General features: G+C 52.4%; 19 protein-coding genes. 16 read left to right on the top strand and 3 right to left on the bottom strand.

Going from position 1 to position 20,740, the window contains the following annotated elements:
• Positions 1 to 56 precede the first annotated feature (56 nt).
• The 5 genes from ABIA48_RS24190 (at position 57) to ABIA48_RS24170 (ending at position 4,907) form a co-directional block, all read left to right on the top strand.
• A complete protein-coding gene (locus tag ABIA48_RS24190; RefSeq protein ID WP_429491894.1) occupies positions 57 to 1,763 on the top strand; it encodes a copper resistance system multicopper oxidase in 1,707 nt (568 codons plus the stop codon).
• A 10-nt stretch (positions 1,764 to 1,773) separates the two neighbouring features.
• Complete coding sequence (locus ABIA48_RS24185; RefSeq protein ID WP_429491892.1) at positions 1,774 to 2,676, top strand: copper resistance protein B; 903 nt, start codon at positions 1,774 to 1,776, stop codon at positions 2,674 to 2,676.
• Positions 2,677 to 2,728: 52 nt separating this feature from the next.
• Positions 2,729 to 3,112 carry a copper homeostasis periplasmic binding protein CopC gene (copC, locus tag ABIA48_RS24180; protein ID WP_007984371.1) on the top strand — a complete coding sequence of 128 codons (384 nt, stop codon included), beginning with the start codon at positions 2,729 to 2,731 and terminating at the stop codon, positions 3,110 to 3,112.
• 3 nt (positions 3,113 to 3,115) lie between these two features.
• On the top strand, positions 3,116 to 4,039 hold the full coding sequence (gene copD / locus ABIA48_RS24175) for a copper homeostasis membrane protein CopD (protein WP_429491890.1): 924 nt from the start codon (positions 3,116 to 3,118) through the stop codon (positions 4,037 to 4,039).
• 106 nt (positions 4,040 to 4,145) lie between these two features.
• Positions 4,146 to 4,907: a transporter substrate-binding domain-containing protein gene (locus ABIA48_RS24170; protein ID WP_429492929.1), complete on the top strand. Its 762-nt coding sequence runs from the start codon at positions 4,146 to 4,148 to the stop codon at positions 4,905 to 4,907.
• Between the two features lie 240 nt (positions 4,908 to 5,147).
• Here the strand turns inward: ABIA48_RS24170 and ABIA48_RS24165 are convergent, their stop codons facing one another.
• Complete coding sequence (locus ABIA48_RS24165) at positions 5,148 to 5,369, bottom strand: hypothetical protein (RefSeq protein ID WP_429491888.1); 222 nt, start codon at positions 5,367 to 5,369, stop codon at positions 5,148 to 5,150.
• Positions 5,370 to 5,580: 211 nt separating this feature from the next.
• Here ABIA48_RS24165 and dusA point away from each other — a divergent pair, with 211 nt between their 5' ends.
• The gene (dusA, locus tag ABIA48_RS24160; RefSeq protein ID WP_429491886.1) at positions 5,581 to 6,576 is read left to right on the top strand and encodes a tRNA dihydrouridine(20/20a) synthase DusA; all 996 of its coding nucleotides are present in this window, start codon (positions 5,581 to 5,583) and stop codon (positions 6,574 to 6,576) included.
• A 53-nt stretch (positions 6,577 to 6,629) separates the two neighbouring features.
• Here dusA and ABIA48_RS24155 read toward each other — a convergent pair whose 3' ends face one another.
• Positions 6,630 to 7,463: an undecaprenyl-diphosphate phosphatase gene (locus ABIA48_RS24155; RefSeq protein ID WP_310062209.1), complete on the bottom strand. Its 834-nt coding sequence runs from the start codon at positions 7,461 to 7,463 to the stop codon at positions 6,630 to 6,632.
• 78 nt (positions 7,464 to 7,541) lie between these two features.
• Between ABIA48_RS24155 and ABIA48_RS24150 the strand changes: the two genes are divergently transcribed.
• The 5 genes from ABIA48_RS24150 to ABIA48_RS24130 all read left to right on the top strand — a co-directional run bounded on the left by ABIA48_RS24150 (position 7,542) and on the right by ABIA48_RS24130 (position 12,053).
• A complete protein-coding gene (locus tag ABIA48_RS24150; RefSeq protein ID WP_429491884.1) occupies positions 7,542 to 7,868 on the top strand; it encodes a hypothetical protein in 327 nt (108 codons plus the stop codon).
• Between the two features lie 203 nt (positions 7,869 to 8,071).
• Positions 8,072 to 8,812 (top strand): winged helix-turn-helix domain-containing protein, encoded by a 741-nt coding sequence (locus tag ABIA48_RS24145; protein WP_429491883.1) that lies wholly within the window; start codon positions 8,072 to 8,074, stop codon positions 8,810 to 8,812.
• Between the two features lie 29 nt (positions 8,813 to 8,841).
• Positions 8,842 to 9,585 carry an EAL domain-containing protein gene (locus ABIA48_RS24140; RefSeq protein ID WP_429491881.1) on the top strand — a complete coding sequence of 248 codons (744 nt, stop codon included), beginning with the start codon at positions 8,842 to 8,844 and terminating at the stop codon, positions 9,583 to 9,585.
• A 34-nt stretch (positions 9,586 to 9,619) separates the two neighbouring features.
• Positions 9,620 to 10,300 carry a winged helix-turn-helix domain-containing protein gene (locus ABIA48_RS24135; RefSeq protein WP_429491879.1) on the top strand — a complete coding sequence of 227 codons (681 nt, stop codon included), beginning with the start codon at positions 9,620 to 9,622 and terminating at the stop codon, positions 10,298 to 10,300.
• A gap of 358 nt (positions 10,301 to 10,658) precedes the next feature.
• The gene (locus tag ABIA48_RS24130; RefSeq protein ID WP_429491877.1) at positions 10,659 to 12,053 is read left to right on the top strand and encodes an undecaprenyl-phosphate glucose phosphotransferase; all 1,395 of its coding nucleotides are present in this window, start codon (positions 10,659 to 10,661) and stop codon (positions 12,051 to 12,053) included.
• A gap of 485 nt (positions 12,054 to 12,538) precedes the next feature.
• Here ABIA48_RS24130 and rfaH read toward each other — a convergent pair whose 3' ends face one another.
• Entirely contained in the window at positions 12,539 to 13,069 is a 531-nt protein-coding gene (rfaH, locus tag ABIA48_RS24125) for a transcription/translation regulatory transformer protein RfaH (protein ID WP_429492927.1), read from the bottom strand.
• Between the two features lie 648 nt (positions 13,070 to 13,717).
• Between rfaH and ABIA48_RS24120 the strand changes: the two genes are divergently transcribed.
• The 5 genes from ABIA48_RS24120 to ABIA48_RS24100 all read left to right on the top strand — a co-directional run bounded on the left by ABIA48_RS24120 (position 13,718) and on the right by ABIA48_RS24100 (position 20,363).
• Positions 13,718 to 14,158 (top strand): low molecular weight protein-tyrosine-phosphatase, encoded by a 441-nt coding sequence (locus ABIA48_RS24120; protein ID WP_429491876.1) that lies wholly within the window; start codon positions 13,718 to 13,720, stop codon positions 14,156 to 14,158.
• 37 nt (positions 14,159 to 14,195) lie between these two features.
• Positions 14,196 to 16,424 (top strand): polysaccharide biosynthesis tyrosine autokinase, encoded by a 2,229-nt coding sequence (locus ABIA48_RS24115; RefSeq protein ID WP_429491874.1) that lies wholly within the window; start codon positions 14,196 to 14,198, stop codon positions 16,422 to 16,424.
• 333 nt (positions 16,425 to 16,757) lie between these two features.
• Positions 16,758 to 17,876 (top strand): non-hydrolyzing UDP-N-acetylglucosamine 2-epimerase, encoded by a 1,119-nt coding sequence (wecB, locus tag ABIA48_RS24110; protein ID WP_429491872.1) that lies wholly within the window; start codon positions 16,758 to 16,760, stop codon positions 17,874 to 17,876.
• A gap of 160 nt (positions 17,877 to 18,036) precedes the next feature.
• Positions 18,037 to 19,302, top strand: coding sequence for an oligosaccharide flippase family protein (locus ABIA48_RS24105; protein WP_429491870.1), 1,266 nt, complete (start codon positions 18,037 to 18,039; stop codon positions 19,300 to 19,302).
• On the top strand, positions 19,299 to 20,363 hold the full coding sequence (locus ABIA48_RS24100) for a polysaccharide pyruvyl transferase family protein (RefSeq protein WP_007984337.1): 1,065 nt from the start codon (positions 19,299 to 19,301) through the stop codon (positions 20,361 to 20,363). The genes ABIA48_RS24105 and ABIA48_RS24100 overlap by 4 nt, the downstream gene beginning before the upstream one ends.
• The last annotated feature ends 377 nt before the right edge of the window (positions 20,364 to 20,740 follow it).

The following is a 20,740-nucleotide window of genomic DNA, read 5'->3' as shown; positions in this document are numbered from 1 at the left end:
CACCGCCCTCTAGCCTCGTCGACAAGTTCAACAGGCTGACGGGCGGAACACACGGCATGCACTCCCACACTTCAAGACGCACCTTCGTCAAAGGGTTGGCCATCGGCGGGCTGTTCGGCGGCCTCGGGTTATGGCGCACGCCTGTCTGGGCGATCAGCAGTCCCGGTGAACCGCAGGTGCTGGCCGGTAAAGATTTCGACCTGTTCATCGGCGAATCCCCGGTCAACTTCACCGGCACCCCGCGCACCGCACTGACCATCAACGGCGGCATTCCCGGCCCGCTGCTGCGCTGGCGTGAAGGCGATACGGTGACACTGCGGGTGCGCAACAAACTCAAGGACAGCACCTCCATTCACTGGCACGGCATCTTGCTGCCGGCCAACATGGACGGCGTGCCGGGGCTGAGCTTCAAGGGCATCGAGCCGGGCGGTTTGTACGTCTACCAGTTCACCGTGCGGCAGCACGGCACCTACTGGTATCACAGCCATTCGGGCTTTCAGGAGCAATCCGGCGTCTACGGGCCACTGGTGATCGACGCCAAGGACCCGGAGCCGTTCCAGTACGATCGCGACTACGTGGTGATGCTCAGCGACTGGACCGACGAAGACCCGACCGGCCTGATGAAGACGCTGAAGAAGCAGTCCGATTACTACAACTTCCACAAGCGCACCGTGGGCGACTTCATCCACGACGTCAGCGAGAAAGGTTGGGGACCGACTGTCGCCGACCGTACGATGTGGGCCGAAATGAAGATGAACCCTACCGACCTGGCGGACGTCGGTGGCGCCACTTACACCTACCTGTTGAACGGCCAGGCGCCGGACATGAACTGGACCGGGGTGTTCCGCCCGGGGGAAAAGCTGCGGCTGCGCTTCATCAACGGTTCCGCCATGACCTACTTCGACGTGCGCATCCCCGGCCTGAAAATGACCGTGGTCGCCGCCGATGGCCTGCATGTCAAACCGGTGAGCGTCGACGAATTCCGCATTGCCGTTGCGGAAACCTTCGACGTTATCGTCGAGCCGACCGAAGAGGCCTACACCCTGTTCGCCCAGGCGATGGATCGCACCGGTTACGCACGCGGCACTCTCGCAGTGAAGCCCGGACGGGTTGCGCCGCTGCCGCCACTGGACCCGCGCCCTCTGGTGACCATGGATGACATGGGCATGGGTGGCATGGACCACGGCAGCATGGCGGGCATGGATCACAGCAACATGGCCATGGGCGACATGCCTGGCATGCAATCCCACCCGGCCTCGGAAACCGCCAACCCGCTAGTCGACATGCAAGCCATGTCTACCTCACCGAAACTCGATGACCCCGGCATGGGCCTGCGCCACAACGGGCGCCGCGTGCTCACCTATTCCGACCTGCGCAGCACCTTCGAAGACCCGGACGGCCGCGAACCTGGCCGCACCCTCGAACTGCACCTGACCGGGCACATGGAAAAATTCGCCTGGTCGTTCAACGGCGTGAAGTTTTCTGATGCACAACCACTGCGCCTCAAGTACGGCGAGCGCGTGCGGATCGTTTTGGTCAACGACACGATGATGATGCACCCCATCCACCTGCACGGAATGTGGAGCGACCTCGAAGACGAGAACGGCCAATTCATGGTGCGCAAACACACCATCGATATGCCACCCGGCTCCCGGCGCAGCTATCGGGTCACCGCCGATGCGCTCGGCCGTTGGGCCTATCACTGCCATCTCCTGTACCACATGGAAATGGGCATGTTCCGTGAAGTTCGCGTGGAAGAATGAGGCGCACCCCATGATTCGATTCACCCCGTTTTTTTTCGCACTAGTGACTTCGACGGCGATGGCCGCCAGCGATGACATGCAAGGCATGGATCATAGCCAGATGGACCACGGCCAGATGCAAGGCATGGATCATAGCCAGATGGACCACAGTCAGATGCAAAGCATGGACGAAGGCCAGATGCAGCCTGCCGCACCCAGCGAAAGTCGCACGCCGATCCCGATGCTGACCGATGCCGATCGCGCTGCGGTGTATGCCGATCCCGCCGGTCACCACGTACACGACAGCACGCTCAATTCATTTTTCCTCGCCGACAAACTCGAGTGGCAGGACGCCGATGACGGCAGCACCCTGGCCTGGGATTTATCCGGCTGGGTCGGCGGCGACATCGATCGCCTGTGGCTGCGCTCCGAAGGCGAGCGCACCAACGGCGTGACCGAGGACGCGGAAATCCAGGCCCTGTGGGGCCACGCCATTTCCCCGTGGTGGGACGTGGTCAGCGGCGTGCGCCAGGACTTCAAACCCGGCGCCGCGCAAACCTGGGCCGCGTTCGGCGTGCAAGGCATGGCGCTGTACAACTTCGAAGCCGAAGCCACGGCCTTCATTGGCGAAGGCGGCCAGAGCGCCGTGCGCCTGGAAGGCGACTACGACATCCTGCTGACCAATCGGCTGATCCTGCAACCGACCATCGAACTCAACGCCTACGGCAAAAACGACCCGCAACGGGGCGTCGGCGCGGGGCTGTCCAACACCGAAGCCGGCCTGCGCCTGCGCTACGAAATCCGCCGGGAATTCGCGCCCTACCTCGGTGTGACCTGGAACCGCACCTACGGCAATACCGCCGACTACGCCAACGACGAAGGCGAGGACCGCAGCGAAGCACGCCTCGTGCTCGGTGTTCGGCTGTGGTTCTGAACAGACTTACCTCAAACCAACAACAACCGCTTCAAGCGGTAAAGGACCTTGCATGCGCATCATCAAACCCACCGCCGTCGCAATCGCGTTGCTCAGCGGCCTGCTTATTAGCACCCTCGCTCAAGCGCACCCCAAACTGCTCTCCTCCACCCCAGCGGAAGGCGCAGCAGGCGCGCCACCCGACAAGATCGAACTGCACTTTTCCGAAAATCTCGTCACCCAGTTTTCCGGTGCAAAACTGCTGATGACCGAAATGTCCGGCATGGCCCACGCCCCGATGCCGGTCAAGGCCAAGGTCAGCGGCGGCAGTGATCCGAAAACCATGTTCATCACCCCGACAGCCTCATTGACTCCCGGCACCTACAAAGTCGAATGGCGCGCGGTGTCGTCGGACACCCACCCGATCACCGGCAACGTTACGTTCAAAGTGAAATGATCGATGAGCGACTCGGCCAACGTCTTTCTGCGGTTAGTGTTGTATGTGGATTTGATGCTGTTGTTTGGCGTAGCGCTGTTCGGGCTTTACAGCCTTAAGGGACAGCAACGGCTATCCGGGACGGTGTTGCCTTTGCGCCGATTGTTGACGGGAACAGTCGTGCTCGGCGCGCTGCTGTCCATCGCTGGCATGGTATTGATGGTCCGCGCCATGAGCGGTGAGTCAGACATTGCCGAGTTGCGTCCTCACCTCGAGATGATGCTGTTCGAGACAGAAATGGGGTTGGCCTGGGCTGTGCGGATGATTGCGTTGGCGGTCGCGGGGTTGGCGGTGATGCTCAATCCACGAGCACCCGGCATCAGCCTGTCGATCGCCGCCACTGCCAGCGGTATCGCCCTCGCCAGCCTGGCCTGGAGCGGACATGGCGCCATGGACGAAGGCAATCGCCGTTACTGGCACTTTGCATCGGACATCCTGCACCTGTTGGCGGCGGGGGCCTGGCTCGGCGCCCTGCTTGCGTTTGCGTTGATGGCGCAGCAAACCGAAGCACACATACGCTTGCTGGCTCACGCTGTTAAGCGATTCGAACTTATCGGTGCGGTGATTGTTGTGATCATCACCGTGACGGGAGTCGTGAACTACCTGTTCATCGTCGGGCCGAAACTCGACGAGGCATTACTCAGCATTTACGGAACTTTACTGGCTATCAAAGTGCTGCTGTTTGCCGGAATGCTGGTGCTGGCGGCGTTGAACCGCTTTCATCTTGGGCCCTTGCTGGAGCGGGCGTTGCGGGTGGGCCAATATCGCGCGGCGGCTAACGCACTTCGGCGCAGCGTGGTGCTGGAAATGGCCGCTGCGGTAGTGATTGTGGGGCTGGTGGCGTGGTTGGGGACGTTGAGTCCGGAAGTGGAAATGAGCCATCTTTAGAGGGCATTCATTTTTCACAGCGGTGAATGTTTCACTACACTCCCCTGCTTCAAAACCACTTATGTACAAAAGCCCGATAACAATGAAGAAAATCAAAAGAGCAATGATGCTCGGCGGTTTGCTCGCACTCTCCCTTGGTGCCCAGGCAGAACCTTCGCATCTGGACAGCGTCATGCAACAGGGGCAACTGCGCGTGTGCACCACCGGTGACTACAAGCCCTACACGTTCAAATCCGAGGACGGCGAGTATTCCGGCATCGACATCGCCATGGCCCGCACTCTGGCCGACAGCCTTGGCGTCAAGGTCGAGTGGGTGCCCACCACCTGGAAAACCCTGATGCCCGACATGCTCGCCGGCAAGTGCGACATTGCCATGGGCGGCATCTCGGTCACCCTGGAACGCCAGAAAAAAGCCTTCTTCAGCAGCATCCTGGACGTCGACGGCAAAATCCCGCTGGTGCGTTGCGAAGACCAGGCGCTGTACCAGACCGTCGAACAGATCAACCAGCCCTCGGTTCGCCTGGTCGAACCCGCCGGCGGCACCAACGAAGCGTTCGTTCACGCCTACCTGCCCCAAGCGCAATTGCAACTGCACGATAACGTGAGCATCTTCCAGCAACTGCTGGATAAAAAGGCTGACGTAATGATCACCGACGCATCGGAGGCGCTGTATCAGCAGAAACTCAAACCGGGCCTGTGCGCAGTCAACCCCACGCACTACATGCAATACGGTGAAAAAGCTTACCTGCTGCCCCGCGACGACATCACCTGGCAACAGTACGTCGACCAGTGGCTGCACCTGGCCAAGGCGACGGGCAATTACCAGAAGATTCTGCGGCAGTGGCTGGCGGTGCCTGACACGAAATAAAGGAGTAACGCCAGTCAGATACTTTGTAGCAGCTGCCGAGCCCGCGAGGCTGCGTTCGGCTGCGAAGCAGTCGTAAAATCAGTCATTGCGGTACGTCAGGCAGGTCGCGTCAGCTGGACTCACGACTGCTTCGCAGCCGAACGCAGCCTCGCAGCCTCGGCAGCTGCTACAGATCGCATTACTGCTTTACTGACTGGCACTACTCCCAAAGGAGCGCCCTTTTTCATTGCGGACCGCGTATCAATCGTCGTGCAGCAAACCTGAACCGTATTCGCCGAAGCTATTGCCGAGTGCGCTGCCATGGAAATTCATCTTGTCGGGGCTGCTGTTGGTCGGCCCCGGACCAAAGCCGACCGGCTGCACCGAGTCGGTCGAATAATCGCTATGGGTGCTCACACCCGAACAGGCGCTCAACAACAAAGCACCGGCCATCAGCGAGACTTTGACGAGGTTTGCGATCATTTTTTTCTTCCTGTGGGAGTGAGACGCGGTGATGTGACCTTAGGTGTTCATCCTAAGCCTCGTCTGCGCCGGACATCATGAAATTTTGCGAGGCAACAGCATTGGTTCAGGTTGCGCGTGTACTTTGGCGTATCCGGACTCACTCAAACCCCACAAGCCCCAATCCTGATAAACTCTCCCACCTCCCAGCCTCACCGATTCCAGATCCCCCATGCCCGTAACCACCGCCACACCCGCCCCGCTCTCTCGCCGTTTTTCCGTCGCGCCCATGATGGATTGGACCGATAGACACTGCCGTTTTTTCCTGCGCCTATTGTCGAAAAACGCCCTGCTCTACACCGAAATGGTCACCACCGGTGCACTGCTCAACGGCGACCACGACCGCTTCCTGCGTCACAACGAAGCCGAACACCCGCTCGCCCTGCAACTCGGCGGCAGTGTCCCACTGGACTTGGCTGCCTGCGCACGCATGGCGCAAGACCATGGATACGATGAAGTCAATCTGAATGTCGGCTGCCCGAGTGATCGGGTGCAGAACAATATGATCGGCGCGTGCCTGATGGGGCATCCGCAGTTGGTGGCCGATTGCGTGAAGGCGATGCGCGATGCGGTGTCGATTCCGGTAACGGTCAAGCATCGGATCGGCATTAATGGCCGGGACAGTTACGAGCAGTTGTGTGATTTCGTCGGCACGGTACGGGATGCCGGGTGCACGAGTTTTACGGTGCATGCGCGGATCGCGATTCTGGAAGGGTTGTCACCGAAGGAAAACCGCGACATTCCGCCTCTGCGCTATGACGTGGCCGCGCGGTTGAAGACGGATTTTCCGGAGCTGGAGATTATTCTGAACGGCGGGATCAAGACACTGGAAGCCTGCCATGAGCATTTGCAGACATTCGATGGCGTGATGCTGGGCCGTGAGGCGTATCACAACCCTTATGTGATGGCCGAGGTGGATCAGCAGTTGTTCGGCAGTTCGGCGCCGGTGATCAGCCGGGCTGAGGCGCTGGCGCAGTTGCGTCCTTATATAGCGGCGCATATCGCTACAGGTGGTTCGATGCACCACATCACCCGGCATGTACTTGGGCTGGGCACCGGGTTTCCGGGGGCACGCAAATTTCGGCAGTTGTTGTCGGTGGATATCCACAAAGCCAGGGAGCCGTTGGCCTTGCTGGATCAGGCGGCGCAGTTGCTGGAAGGACATTAAGAAGCATCAGCATGAAGCACCAAGTTGCAAGCCACGCAACCTGGTGCCGTTGTTCAGAGCGCCGCCGCTTCAGTCCAGTTGACCCAACCGAATACCCAGGTCGCCAGGATCAGTAAACCGAAGGCAATGCGATACCAGGCGAACACAGCGTAACTGTGGCTGGCGATGAACTTGAGCAGACCCCGTACGGCAATCATGGCGAACACGAATGCTGTCACGAAGCCCAGCGCAAAGACCGGCAGGTCGCTGGCCTGGAACAGGTCGCGGTACTTGTACCCCGAGTAGACCGCGGCGCCGACCATGGTCGGCATGGCCAGAAAGAAGGAAAACTCGGTCGCCGCCTTGCGCGACAAACCAAACAACAGCCCCCCGATAATGGTCGATCCCGAGCGTGAAGTGCCGGGAATCATCGCCAGACACTGCGCGAAACCGACTTTGAGGGCGTCCGTCCAGCGCATATCGTCGACGTGATCAACGTACACCACATGTTCACGCCGCTCGGCCCACAACATGATGATGCCACCCACAACCAGTGCCATTGCCACGGTGATCGGGTTGAACAGGTACTCGTGAATCTTGTCGGCGAACAGGACACCCAGGACAACGGCCGGTATAAAGCCAATCAATAGATTCAAGGTAAAACGTTGTGCATTGCGTTGGGTTGGCAAACCGCTGACGATCTCGAGGATCTTGCGTCGGAACTCCCAGACCACCGCCAGAATCGCCCCCAGTTGAATAATGATGTTAAAGGCCATCGCCCGCTCGCCATCGAAGTCGAGCAAGTCCGCCACAATGATCTGGTGCCCGGTACTTGATATGGGCAGAAACTCCGTGAGCCCTTCGACCATACCTAAAATCAACACTGTGAAGGTTGTCCAAAAATCCATTTATCCCCCGTTTAGACCCTTGTAGTACTCGTGTGAAGGGTCTGTTGACTGTTCGAACATTTGGACTTCATCGTAACAATGCGCATCCAGATAAGAAAAATATCAGACCTGACGTTAGTTAGCCCTGATGAAACCCATTTGGGCAACACGAGATTAAAACGCATTAAGCCGCGCATTAAAACCGGTCGTTATCAAATGTCCACCACCAGCACTGACCCGAAAAAAGTTATAGATCAGTTATCAATTGATATATCCCCACAAAAAAAGCTTGAGTGCATCTGGCAATCAAGAAATTTTCAAGACTTGATACTCCCTGGATATGAAACGAAACGCGATACAACCTTCAACCACATGTACAGCCTATGGGCTCGAAAAATCGGGACGCCGCCGCAAAAGATGGCATAATGCTATGCCCTACCTGGCACAAAGTGTCCCGGGCATTCCCCCGCCCATACCGCGAAAGAGCAAGCGATCACGTCAGATTCATCAACAATGTTAGAAAAAACGTGTCGACCGCTTCAAATTCCGATGAAATGTTACCAATTGTCAGTCACAATTGAGAATGGGTGCTTTAACATTCGAATGCCAGCACCCATCCGAGTCAAAGCATGATGCTTATAGGGAAAATAACGACTTCAGGCCACAGCGAAGTGAAGGAGGAGACAGGTATTCTCACCATCGGTCGAACCCATACGCTAGCTGAGGGCTTTAGGGAATTAGTCGCAAGCCACGTAGGCAAGGATATTGCCGTTGATGCAATGTGCTACAGCAACTCATTCAATAGGAACAAGAGTCCTAGTTCATACCGTGCGATCTTTATCGTTATTGACAGCCCTCAAGCGATTGCTGAAAGCCTCACCTTGATCGAAGGTCTTCGTGCCGACAATCTGGCGTCAATAATTTCTGCAGCCATCATGGGCCCAGGCACCTTCAACAAGATGAAGTACTATCTTGCGGGAGCCGATTACTGCATAAATCTCAACAGTACCCCCGACGAAAATGCCGAGGTACTTTCCGAGTTTTTTGACAGTCCGGAATGGCAGAGGAAAAACAGCCTGTTTTTAGACCCCACTCGCATGTGCCTTATTGGGGACTATAAAAGACTTGACGTATCGTTTGCAGAAATGAGAATTCTTGAGGCTTTTTCGCAAACAAAAAACCATATATTAAGCCATGATGAAATCGCCAACGTCATGGGCCTCAATATTAATTTTTATGATCCAAGAGCCTTGGAAAAATCCATCAGCCGCCTTCGCGGCAAAATAAAAGGCATGTACGGCACCAACGCCATACAAAGTATTCGCGGGCATGGATATCGATTAATCAGGGGTCTGATCTCGACAACCTGATTTTTAATGTAGAAGGGAGTTTCTGTATTATGAACGCAACAGGGAGCGTGCCACTTTACGATCACGCTGAGCATTACCTGTCTCGACAATTGATCCTCACTCGGGATGACTGCCCGTTTGGCAGCGAGATCAGAATACATTTTGACGACTCTACTTCCGCGTCCTGCGCGCCAGAGGCGTATCAGATGAGTGGGATCTACAGTGAAGTACTGATGCAAACCAGGCTCATTGCCTTCTCGCTAAAAGATCGCAACACCACTAACGGAAACAAATACTTAAGCCGTAGATTTGTTTGCGTAGGACAGTCAGATCTCGCCAACACTGCGCTCACAGAAGAGTTGATACAGGCCGGCGCCACTCTGCGCGAATTGGGCCAGACACTCGTTATCGCACTCAATGAGCTACCCCTCTCGGCGATCAGTTTCGCAGAAAAAAAGAAAATCCTTCACAACGTATATCTATTGAAAGATCACGGTATAGAAATCGCACTCGACGACTACAACATCGACGATGAACGTATCGAAATCTTTACAACCATGAATCTATTCGACTATATAAAGATTTCCATTTCCTCTCTAGACTTGAGCCTCAAGCTCAGTGGCAATCCAGAGTTGTTCAATCGTCTCCACGAACGTATGACCATGCTCAGTCACAACACTAAAGTCTCCTTTATAGCGGACAGAGTCGAGCATGCTGCCAGCCATATACTGGCACGCGCGCTGCCCTTTGATTACTTCCAAGGGAGTTATTACTCCCCTGCCGACAACCTTTAAATCGACACCCAGACGTGCAACACAGGAGAGAGCCATGGATAGCAGCACAACCCTCCCCAGAAAATACTTTGTGGTAGTTACTCACAACCCCGCACTACAACTGGAACTTGAGGCATTACTGTCCAGCAAGCGATATAACACTTATGGCACGTCACAGGCAAAGATGTTTTTTGAAGGTGTTGCGCCACCCACTTCTGCCCCCAAGCTAATGGAATTCATTTCCCCGCATGTGGCCAGAATGGTCCCGCCGGTTATCAAGCATGATACTCAGCGCATCCTTTCGACGTTCAAGTCCGAATGGCAAGCTGCCCAATCCGTAACGAAATTCACTCACTTCACATCAACTGTGGGCAACTCCAGAGAAGACACCCAGGAATACGCCCCTCAGACGGCCATACCGCACACGCCACTGACTGAAACCTGGCGACTGAGCGATGGCAGCGACGCACTGATCAAAGATGACGTGGAGATTGTCTTGACTGGCCTGGAGGCCGCGTTGCTTAAAAAAATGCTGCACCATGATGATCGCGTGGTCAGCAAGGACGACCTTATCCGCAGCATCGGCAGAGAACCTGAACATTATCGGGGTCTCGAAATGTGTCTAAGTCGATTACAGGAAAAGTTTAAAAATGCCAGTAATGGTGAGCGTCTTTTTCGTGCCGTCAGGAATCGCGGGTACTGCCTGATACAGAAAATCGTACGCGTGAAAATCTAGTCTGAGCAATTAAGATTGTTCGCCCCGGCAGTGCAATACAACAATAAAAAAGCACGCCATTTTACTCCCCCGTATCTGCCTCACCGCCCCCTCTATAAAGCTGCGTTAAAAAAGCTGAAGCCAGACTATTTCTAACGCGCTTCTCGCCCAGATATATCAACCCCATACACCACCCACTCGTTAAAAGTCGTCAGACAGTGCTTGCACTAATAAATTAACCTATGCATTGATGACGACGCCGCCCTCTTGGCGTTTCGATCATCAATGCTCCGCCATCTAACATCAAAAACAACTCTTACTGCATTAATTTTGGCTCTTGTCTGTCGAAACACGAATGGACGTATTTTGGGGATATCGTATGGTTAACAATCTTCGTATCAATCGAAATACCACCCTCAAAGGACTGACCTTCTGGGGACAGTGGGCACTTGGCCAAGGCCTTGTTGTTGCCCTGTTATTAATATTGGTTTATTACCACACGGGTACGGTTGAGTTCTATTATCGAGTATGCGCAACGCTTACTGTGCTTGCATCGGTTCCAGCCTATTCCTGGTGTGGTGTCTACGCAAAGAAAGACAATTTCCTGGAGGGCTTAGTAAGACTCCTGATGGGTTGGTCAATGACACTGGCAGCGTTAGCTATTGTCGCCTTTCTCTGCAAGGCCAATGAGCTGTTTTCTCGTCAAATCATTCTGATATGGGCTGTCTGCAGCTACATCGGGCAGGCGCTGCTGTACATCCCGCTGCATGGTTTTTCGAAGTACTACCAACGGACGCTTCAAATTGAGCGTAGAACGCTGATTGTTGGTACTGGCGAGTTGGCGCTGGGACTGGCTAACAAGCTTCGTGCTCTCGAACACTTCCCATTGGTCGGCCTGGTAAGCTCCGACACCCCCCCTTTGCTGGAGACAGGCGCGCCACCTGTCGTAGGCCCGCAAGAGGAACTACTCGAACTGATCAAGACTCATGACATCCGACGCCTGTACATCACGCTCCCCCTGAGCGAAGCGGCACAAATCGAAGAAATGTATGTCGACTTGCTGGATGCCAACGTAGATGTGGTCTGGGTCCCGGGCTTGAACAGCCTGACGCTGCTCAATCACTCGGTCAGCGATGTGGATGGCATGCCGGCAATCCATTTGATTGAATGCCCGCTGACCAGCCAACCCACTGCCGCACTAAGCAAAAGCCTGCTCGATAAAAGCGTGGCGCTGATGGCCATTATCGCTCTAAGCCCGCTACTGTTGATCATTGGCCTGGCCGTCAAACTCACCTCCCATGGTCCGGTATTTTTCAAACAGGACCGTCACGGGTGGAACGGGAAGGTCATCAAGGTCTGGAAGTTTCGCTCCATGCGCGTGCACGACGATCACGAGGTCAAACAAGCCAGTCGTAACGACTCGCGGATCACCCCGATCGGGCGCTTTATCCGTCGCACTTCCATCGATGAGTTGCCGCAATTGTTCAACGTCTTGCAGGGTCATATGGCGCTGGTCGGGCCACGCCCTCATGCCGTTGCGCACAATAACTACTACTCCGGCAAGATTCTCGCCTACATGGCGCGCCACCGAATCAAACCGGGGATCACCGGGCTGGCTCAAATCAACGGTTGCCGCGGCGAGACCGACACCATCGACAAGATGCAGAAGCGCGTCGAGATCGACCTTAAGTACATCAATAACTGGTCGTTGTGGCTGGATGTGAAAATCCTGCTGAAGACGCCGTTCACCTTGCTGTCGAAAGACATTTATTGATGGTGCATCTGCAGGCTAACCAGGAGAAGCAAGCCATTTGCGCACTGCGTTAGCCTCGTCACTCGTGGCTGGATCTTTCACCAGCCACGCCTGCAACTGCAGCGACAGGTTGTTCTGCTGTCGACTTTCCTGGCGATGTTCATCGCCAACTTCTTTTAAATCTCCGCTCGATACCGTACAGCCTGCTGAGCAGATTCAGGGCAATATCGGCATGCCCGGACTTATCATCAGGCAAGCGCAACGGCGGTAGTTGACCGCAAAAAAGTGGATATCGGGCAATCACGTGACGGCATAAATCTGTTCGCGAGCCGGAACGTCAGCTACGCCATAAAGATGCGGTCCTGACTGAGACCGCTACCTTCCCGGCGCTGCGAAAAAAGCTTAATGCCTACTGAGGGGGGGGGGGAGCGAAGACGAGAGCAACCAATTTTGTTGCCAGAATGGTATCTGCTCGTTGATTGGCGGGCCGGGACCAACGCGCCGTGTCAATGCTTACTGATATTAACCAGGGGGATGCTGATTCTTTGCTCACGTTGCAGCAGTGTCATCAGGAGCAACACACGCTGCTCTCCCTCCATCGCCAGGAAGATCGCTTCCACATCGACAAAAGGCCCTTCATTGATACGTACCCGCTCGCCACAGGCAAACCGAGCCTCCACAGGGGCTCCGCTATCATGCTCATAAAGTCGGGCGATCAAGTCATCACCCACGGGCAACGGCTTGCCCCCAAAGCTGACAACTCGCAATACACCGCGGGTAGAACGCAAAGGCGCCCAGCTCTCACCCGAACCTAGCTGGATAAACAGATAACCCGGAAACAGCGATTCGCGAACAATCCTCCTGCGCCCCTGTAAATCACGTTCGCGCCGGTGCGTAGGGCGAAAACAGGCATACCCCTGGTTAACCAGATTGATCTCTGCGCGCTCGTCCTGGTTCGCCTTGCATTGAACCAAATACCAGGCGCTAGCGGTGAGACTCTCAGGCAAGTTCGCTTGAACAGCCGAAGCACTATGGATGGACACAATCAGCCCCTTCTCTGCCTATGTGGTCAAGTAGCTCCGTGGCTCTCTCCTCGACCTTGCGACGGATTTCTCCCAAGGCTGGAAGCGCAGCTGGCAAACGGAGCTAGCCGATCATGGAAACTGTGCTCTTTAAAAACACGCGAAACTCATTGGCAATAAACGAATGCCGGAGAAAGCTTTACACGAAGCAATTCCCTATACTTATCATCAAACTGCACCTCACGCTATTTAACACAGCCCAGTCCTGAACAACACAAAAAAGCCGAAAATGTTAATATTTGTCTGACAACACCAAGAAGTGTTATTTTAAGAGTTAGTGATGTTATTTAATATCTGACTTTATATATTGATATTTTTTTTCCGCGCGCACTGAATAACCATGTGGCATTTAATGGTTGAGTTTGTCGTGGGTTGCCAGTTATGATTTTTAGCATAGCAACTGTCAAGCACGCTCCAGGTCCAGATTCCAGCAGACCAGAGTCTTTGCAGTGAAAAGTTTCATCCAGCTCGGTAACTCCTCACGGAAAGAGGCACACACCCAATAGCTGCAAGCCGTCACAAAAGTGCCATTGAAGAAAAACAGTATTTCAGTCTTTCCAATTGCACCATCACCGCAAGTGTGGAATTTCCAGGGAGGTTGCCTTGTTTAACAAGATTCTCATCGTTTGCATTGGCAACATTTGCCGAAGCCCCACTGCAGAACATTTGTTGCGGGATGCACTGGGCCGGTCCGACATCGAAGTCAGCTCCGCGGGCCTTGGTGCGCTACAGGACCACCCTATCGAGTCCACCGCCCGGGCCGTACTGGAAGAGCATGGCCATCTGCCAAATGAGCACAAAGCCAATCAACTGACCCACGCCACCATCAGCGAATCGGATCTGATCCTGGTGATGGAACAGTCCCATATAGACCGTGTTCTCAAAATCGCGCCTGAAGCGCGAGGCAAGGTCTTCTTGTTGGGCAAGTGGCAGAACAACCGCGAAATCAGCGACCCCTACCGTCAAGGCAAACCTGCTTTTGTGCATGCATATGCGTTGATTGAAGAAGCAGTAACCGCCTGGGCACGGCGTCTCGCACGCTAAACCACTCCTCGAATATCTGTTAAAAAAGAACCCACTTATGCAGCAAACTCCAGCATTAACCTCACATGACGATGATGATGAAATCGACTTGATGGGCCTACTCGGGACACTGGTCGATCATAAATGGTTGATTGCCGGGATCACTGCTGCCTCTATGGCCGTTGGCACGGCGTATGCGTTGTTGGCCACTCCTGTTTACCAGGCAACGGCCTTGATACAGGTGGAGGCAAAAAAGAATGACATGCTCGGCTTCTCCGATATCAACAGCATGCTGGGTAAAGAATCACCTTCAACCACAGAAATCGAATTAATCAAATCGCGTGCCATCATCGGCAAGGTTGTCGACAATCTATCCCTGGATATCACTGTCGAGCCGAACCGTTTTCCAGTGATCGGCGAGTTTATTGCTCGTCATTTCAAACCGGACGATATTAATACGGTTGCAACGCCTTGGTTTGGCATGAACAGTTTTGCCTGGGGTGGTGAAACCCTGAAAATATTTCAGTTCGAACTCCCACAAAAGCTTCTGGGTGAGGAACTAACTCTCGTCAGCGGCGAAAGTGGTCACTTCACTTTGCTGGATGAAGACGATAATGTCCTGGTCGAAGGCCAAGTGGGCCAAGCCTATGACCAGGACGGCATTAAACTGCAGGTCGAAGTGTTGCAGGCCAACCCTGGCACAACGTTCAGCATTGTGCGTGACCCACGCCTGACCAGTATTTTGAAGTACCAAAAGGTACTTGATGTATCGGAGCGTGGTAAAGAATCCGGCATGATCGGGCTTGCTCTTGAGAGCGAGGAACCGGCTAAAGCCATTCAAATCCTGAATGAAATCGCCAAGCTCTATGTACGGCAAAATGTCGAGCGGACATCGGCCGAAGCCGCTCAAAGCCTGGAGTTTCTAAAGGATCAACTGCCTCAGGTCCGTAAAGACCTGGAAAAAGCCGAAAACGCCCTGAACAAGTATCAAATTCGCAGTAAATCCATCGATATCAGCCTGGAAGCCAAAGCCATTCTCGATCAGATCGTGGCGCTTGATACCAGCATCTCCGAACTGAAATTGCAGCAAGCGGAAATGGATCGCAAGTTTACCCGTCAGCATCCCGCCTATCGGGCCTTACTCAGCCAATTAGGCGAGCTGACAGCCAAGCAGGATGGCTTGGCCAAAAAAGTCGAGGGCCTGCCTTCAACACAGCAAGAACTGCTTAGCCTCACCCGCGATGTAAAAGTCAGCACCGAAATTTATACCCAGCTCCTGAATAAATCCCAGGAACTGGATGTAATGCGCGCCGGCACCGTGGGCAACGTGCGCTTGATCGATACTGCCGATGTCGATCTGAAAAAGCCCGTTAAACCCAAGAAGCCCCTGATAGTAATCATCGCCACACTGCTCGGTGCTTCCCTCGCTATTGCAGTGGTATTGTTTCGCAAAGCCCTTAACCGCGGCGTGGAAAATCCAGATCAAATTGAACAGCTGGGGTTGCCGGTGTACGCATCCATTCCTTTCAGTGCATTGCAAAAAGGCGAGGAAAGCAAAACCCTGCGAAGTGGCCGAGGTCGCGCTAACAACGCCGCCCCTATACTGGCCGGCAGTCACCCAACCGACCTGGCCATAGAAGCGTTGCGCAGCCTGCGCACCAGTCTGCACTTCGCCATGCTCGAAGCCAGCAATAACCGTCTGATGATTTCCGGTCCGAGCCCCAAGGTAGGTAAAACCTTCGTTTCCGCCAACCTCGCTGCCGTCATCGCTCAGACCGGCCAGCGTGTATTGCTGATCGACGTGGATATGCGCAAAGGGTATTTGCATAAAGTGTTCGGAACCCCCGCTGAAAACGGGCTTTCAGATTTACTGGTCAAGCGCTGCGACCTGGCAACCGCGATCAATAAAACTGAATTCGAGCACCTTGACGTTATCGGCCGCGGGCAAATACCGCCCAACCCTTCAGAACTACTAATGCACGCGAACTTCAGTGCCTTTCTGGACCAAGTCAGCGCCCAGTACGACCTGGTGATTCTGGATACTCCACCGTTGCTGGCGGTGACGGATGCGGCAATTGTCGGCCGTCAGTCGGGCACCAGCTTGATTGTGACGCGTTTTGCACTTAACCCGGTTCGTGAAATTGAATTAACCATGCGCCGCTTTGCACAAAATGGCATTGATTTGAAAGGCGCCATTTTCAATGGCGTTGAAAAGCGTGCCTCGGCCAAATATGGCTATGCCGATTATGGTTACTACAACTACGAATATAAGTCAGAAAGCGTTTAGTTCGCTAAATGTTATGAATATCCCGCTACCGCCGAGCAGAAGTGCATGGCGGTGGCAACGTCAATTCCGCCTTGCTACCTGCAGCTGAAAAGAGACGCAGACATTAATAAATAAGACGGCTTTCAGGGACTGGCAATTAATCCTGGGGCGGTAGCGTGGAAAATCAAATTCGTGCTGCCTCACATCGATGGTTTCCGTTAATACGGCGTATTTCTCTGGATCAATAAAGGCCGAGTTACAGGTCCTATATACAGCATAGATTGAAACGACATTTGTTATGTCATGCCAAACAAACCTCCACCTTCAGCTACGAACATAGCAATGGATCGCCCTATGAAGACCCTATGCATTTTTGGTACCCGTCCTGAGGCCATTAAAATGGCTCCACTTGCGTTGGCATTGGCGGCAGATGAACGCTTTGAGGCGAAAGTCTGCGTCACCGGCCAACACCGTGAAATGCTCGATCAAGTGTTGGGGTTGTTTGCCATTGAGCCGGACTTCGACCTGAACATCATGAAACCCGGCCAGGACCTGACCGATGTCACCAGCGCCATCCTGCAAGGGCTGAAGAAAGTCCTGGCAGAATTCAAACCCGATATTGTGTTGGTTCACGGAGATACCGCCACCACCTTTGCTGCCAGCCTCGCGGCCTACTACCAGCAGATTCCGGTTGCACACGTAGAAGCGGGTTTGCGCACGGGTAACCTCTACTCTCCATGGCCGGAAGAAGGCAATCGTAAACTCACGGGCGCGTTGGCCAACCTGCACTTCGCGCCAACCGAAACTTCAAAAGCCAATCTGCTACGTGAGGGCATTAATCCGGACACTATCGTCGTCACTGGCAACACAGTGATCGATGCCCTGCTGGATGTCGTCAAGCGTCTCGATCAGGACCAGGCACTGCTTGCCCAAGCCTCGGCACCGGCGGCCTTCCTGAACCCAGCTCGAAAACTGATCCTCGTTACCGGCCATCGCCGGGAAAGTTTCGGTGACGGCTTCGAACGCATTTGTCAGGCATTGATGGAGGTTGCCCAGCAGCACCCAGAGGTTGATATCGTCTATCCCGTGCACCTCAATCCCAATGTGCGCGAGCCCGTCAATCGACTACTGACCGGCATTGACAACATCTACCTGATCGAACCCCTGGACTACCTGCCTTTCGTCCACATGATGAGCCGTGCGCACATCATCTTGACCGACTCCGGTGGCATCCAGGAGGAAGCGCCGTCCCTGGGCAAACCCGTGCTGGTGATGCGCGATACCACAGAACGCCCAGAGGCTGTTGCCGCAGGCACGGTGAAACTGGTCGGCACCGAAACCGCGGATATCGCCCGCGAACTGAACCGCTTGCTCACCGATACGGTCGCCTACCGCACCATGAGTTACGCCCATAATCCTTATGGAGACGGGAATGCCTGCCAGCGCATTCTTGAAGCGCTGCTCAATCATTAAGCCGCTTAGCCGCTGTTGCTTTGCTCAGCGGTTATCTCACTTAAAAAAGACATCTAGCAAACCGTAAACAGTTGTCGGGCAATAAAATATTCCTTTGCGTCCACCTGGACACTATCTCTTTGGCGGCCGCAAAAAATCAAATTGAAGAGTCTGCCATCACATGCTAATCGGCAACCGAATAATTAACCAACTATGTTCTTTAGTATCGAAGGGCATTGAGCTAGGTAAAATATTCATACTTAATGTTATTAGTGCAAGGTCGTTAGGTGCGGAAGACTTCGGAACTCTTTCTTTTATAATATCAGTAGCAACAGTTATGGGTGTAATAACTGAATTTAGAGTTCAAGACGTGATGATAAAAAAAATCTCAATGGGAGAAAATGAAAATAAAATCATAATAAATGCCATAGCCATTTGCCTTTCTTTCAGTACAGCTGGTTTTTTAATCACAACATTTTTTTCATGCGTTACAGACACCAACATCAGTTGGAAAAATTACTTGGCTTTGTACTCCGTTATATTTATCGCCTCCAGCCTAAAAGTATTCAAGTATGCGTTCATAGCAAATAGAAACAACATAGCCAACTGTGCGGTTGAGGCCATCTCTCTTATTGCTTCATTCGCCTTTTTTCTTTGGCTCTTTAACGAAAACCTAACAATAAACTCATATATATACATAAGAATATTTGATGCAGCAATGGTTTCTATACTAGGCTTTACCATGTACAAAGTCGCTTATAGATTCAAGCTTACAAAACCAGACCTCGTTAGCATACGATCAATCATCATAGAGTCTGGGCCGCTTGTACTATCTGGCTTCGTGGTCATACTTCTTCAGAGAATAGACCAAATAATGATAAAGTATATGCTTGGCAATTACGAACTTGGAATCTACAGCTCTGCCGCCAACATTATCACTGTTTTCTCTATAGCCCCAATGCTCATTAGCCAAACCAACTCCCCATCCATATTCCGCTTAACGAAAGATAGTATTGAATATCAAAACACGCGAATGAAATACATACGTAACATTGCATTTCTTGGGCTGGCAATGTCACTCATTTTATTAGGTGCGAGCAAATACATCATAAGCATACTTTATGGCGAGGCATATGCGGAGGCCGAAAGCATTTTAAAAATTTCTTTCTTGACTCCATTTGTAATAGCTCTAGGGGCAGCCAGCTCGCAAATAATTATAGCCGATAACAATTCAAGCATTGTGTTCTACAAGTCGATCATGGCCTTAATCTTAGGAGCCACTCTAAATTTCATATTAATCCCATTAATGGGAATAGAAGGCGCAGCAATATCCACGCTTTCAGCGATGCTACTAAGCAATGTCGCCTCCAACATATTTATAAAAAAATACAAATACATATGGCACCTACAGTGCGATGCAATTTTCCTCAAGGACAGTAAACAATGACCGCTAAAGCTGTATACACCCTAACATTTCACGGGGTATTAAATCATGGTGCTGTATTGCAAGCCTACGCCCTTCAAAGTTACATTCTAAGCAAAGGATTTAATTCTGAAATTATCAACTACAAGCCATGGTACTTATCCTACCAAATTCTTCGCCCAGCCAAAGGCATAGGCAAGACAATCCTCAAGTACAAAAGATTGTATTTATTCAGACAATTCACAAAAAAACATCTAGCGCTAACCACGCATAGCGTAACGAGCCAAAAAGACTTTCGCAAACTTAACAATTATTTTGCAGTAGTTTGCGGTAGCGATCAAATATGGAATAAGTTCATCACAGGAAAAAAATACGACCCTGCTTTCTTTTTAAACTTCGCACCTAACAACGCACGAAAAATAGCGTATGCGGCAAGCGCAGGTGGAAACGCGCTATCACAAGACCATACACAACTAAGCCAGTATACCAGGTCGTTTGATAGCATTGGAGTTAGGGAACAACATCTCAAACTAGACCTTCTTGAAAATAAACTCCACCACTCTCCTGAGTTAGTTATTGATCCAACGTTCCTAATTAGCAAATATGACAGTATTGCGAGCTACAAGCGTGTCCCTGTTGGGAAATATATAGTTTCATACGAGGTCAGTTCTGAGAGCACCCGAAGCAAACTAAATGATTTTATAATCGCCCTAAAGAACATGACGGGTTTACCTGTATACCACATTGGTGACAAACCCATCGATGCAGCAGATCATTGTTTATTGGATATTTCACCCAGTGACTGGGTAGGCATAGTTCAATCAGCAACATTAGTTTGCACCAACTCGTTCCACGGCACCGCACTATCGCTCAACTTTGAGAAACCATTAGTATTTGTAACGCACCTAGAGGATGAAAAAAACGCTAGGCCTTTAAGCCTGCTAAATAAAACAGACTTAAGCTGTGTCGCTTACGACAATATCGACGAGCTTAAGAGTAGAAACATTTGGCAGAAATACGACAAATCTAAACTGTTAGACTTTATTAAATATTCTCAAAATTTTTTAGACCGAGCACTACAATGATTAGGATGACCATCGCGCTTATTAAAATCGTGTATAGCCGAACTAGCAGATCACTATCCGATGGCGCGACACTATCTAATAACATGACCATAATTCCTAGGCGCAGACATGAATAAAGGAGGGTATTATCCACAAGGGATAAGAATGAAGCTCAAACTGAGTCATATTGTATACACAATGGTTTTTTTGTTATGTTTTGACAGCGTACTTAAAATCCCTGTCGGCCCAATATTTATGCAGCCCGGCATACTTATTGGGCTACTAACATTACTATTAATCACTCTAAACAACATCAATTCAAATAAACCCTTTCTGACTAGAAACCTTCTAGACAAGCCCACATCAATCTTACTTATATACTCAATAGCTCACATAGC

The organism is Pseudomonas sp. S30_BP2TU TE3576, from assembly GCF_050436025.1.
Classification (GTDB): domain Bacteria; phylum Pseudomonadota; class Gammaproteobacteria; order Pseudomonadales; family Pseudomonadaceae; genus Aquipseudomonas.
Note: the sequence above shows the minus strand (reverse complement) of the source record. Positions and strands in the feature narration are given on the sequence as shown.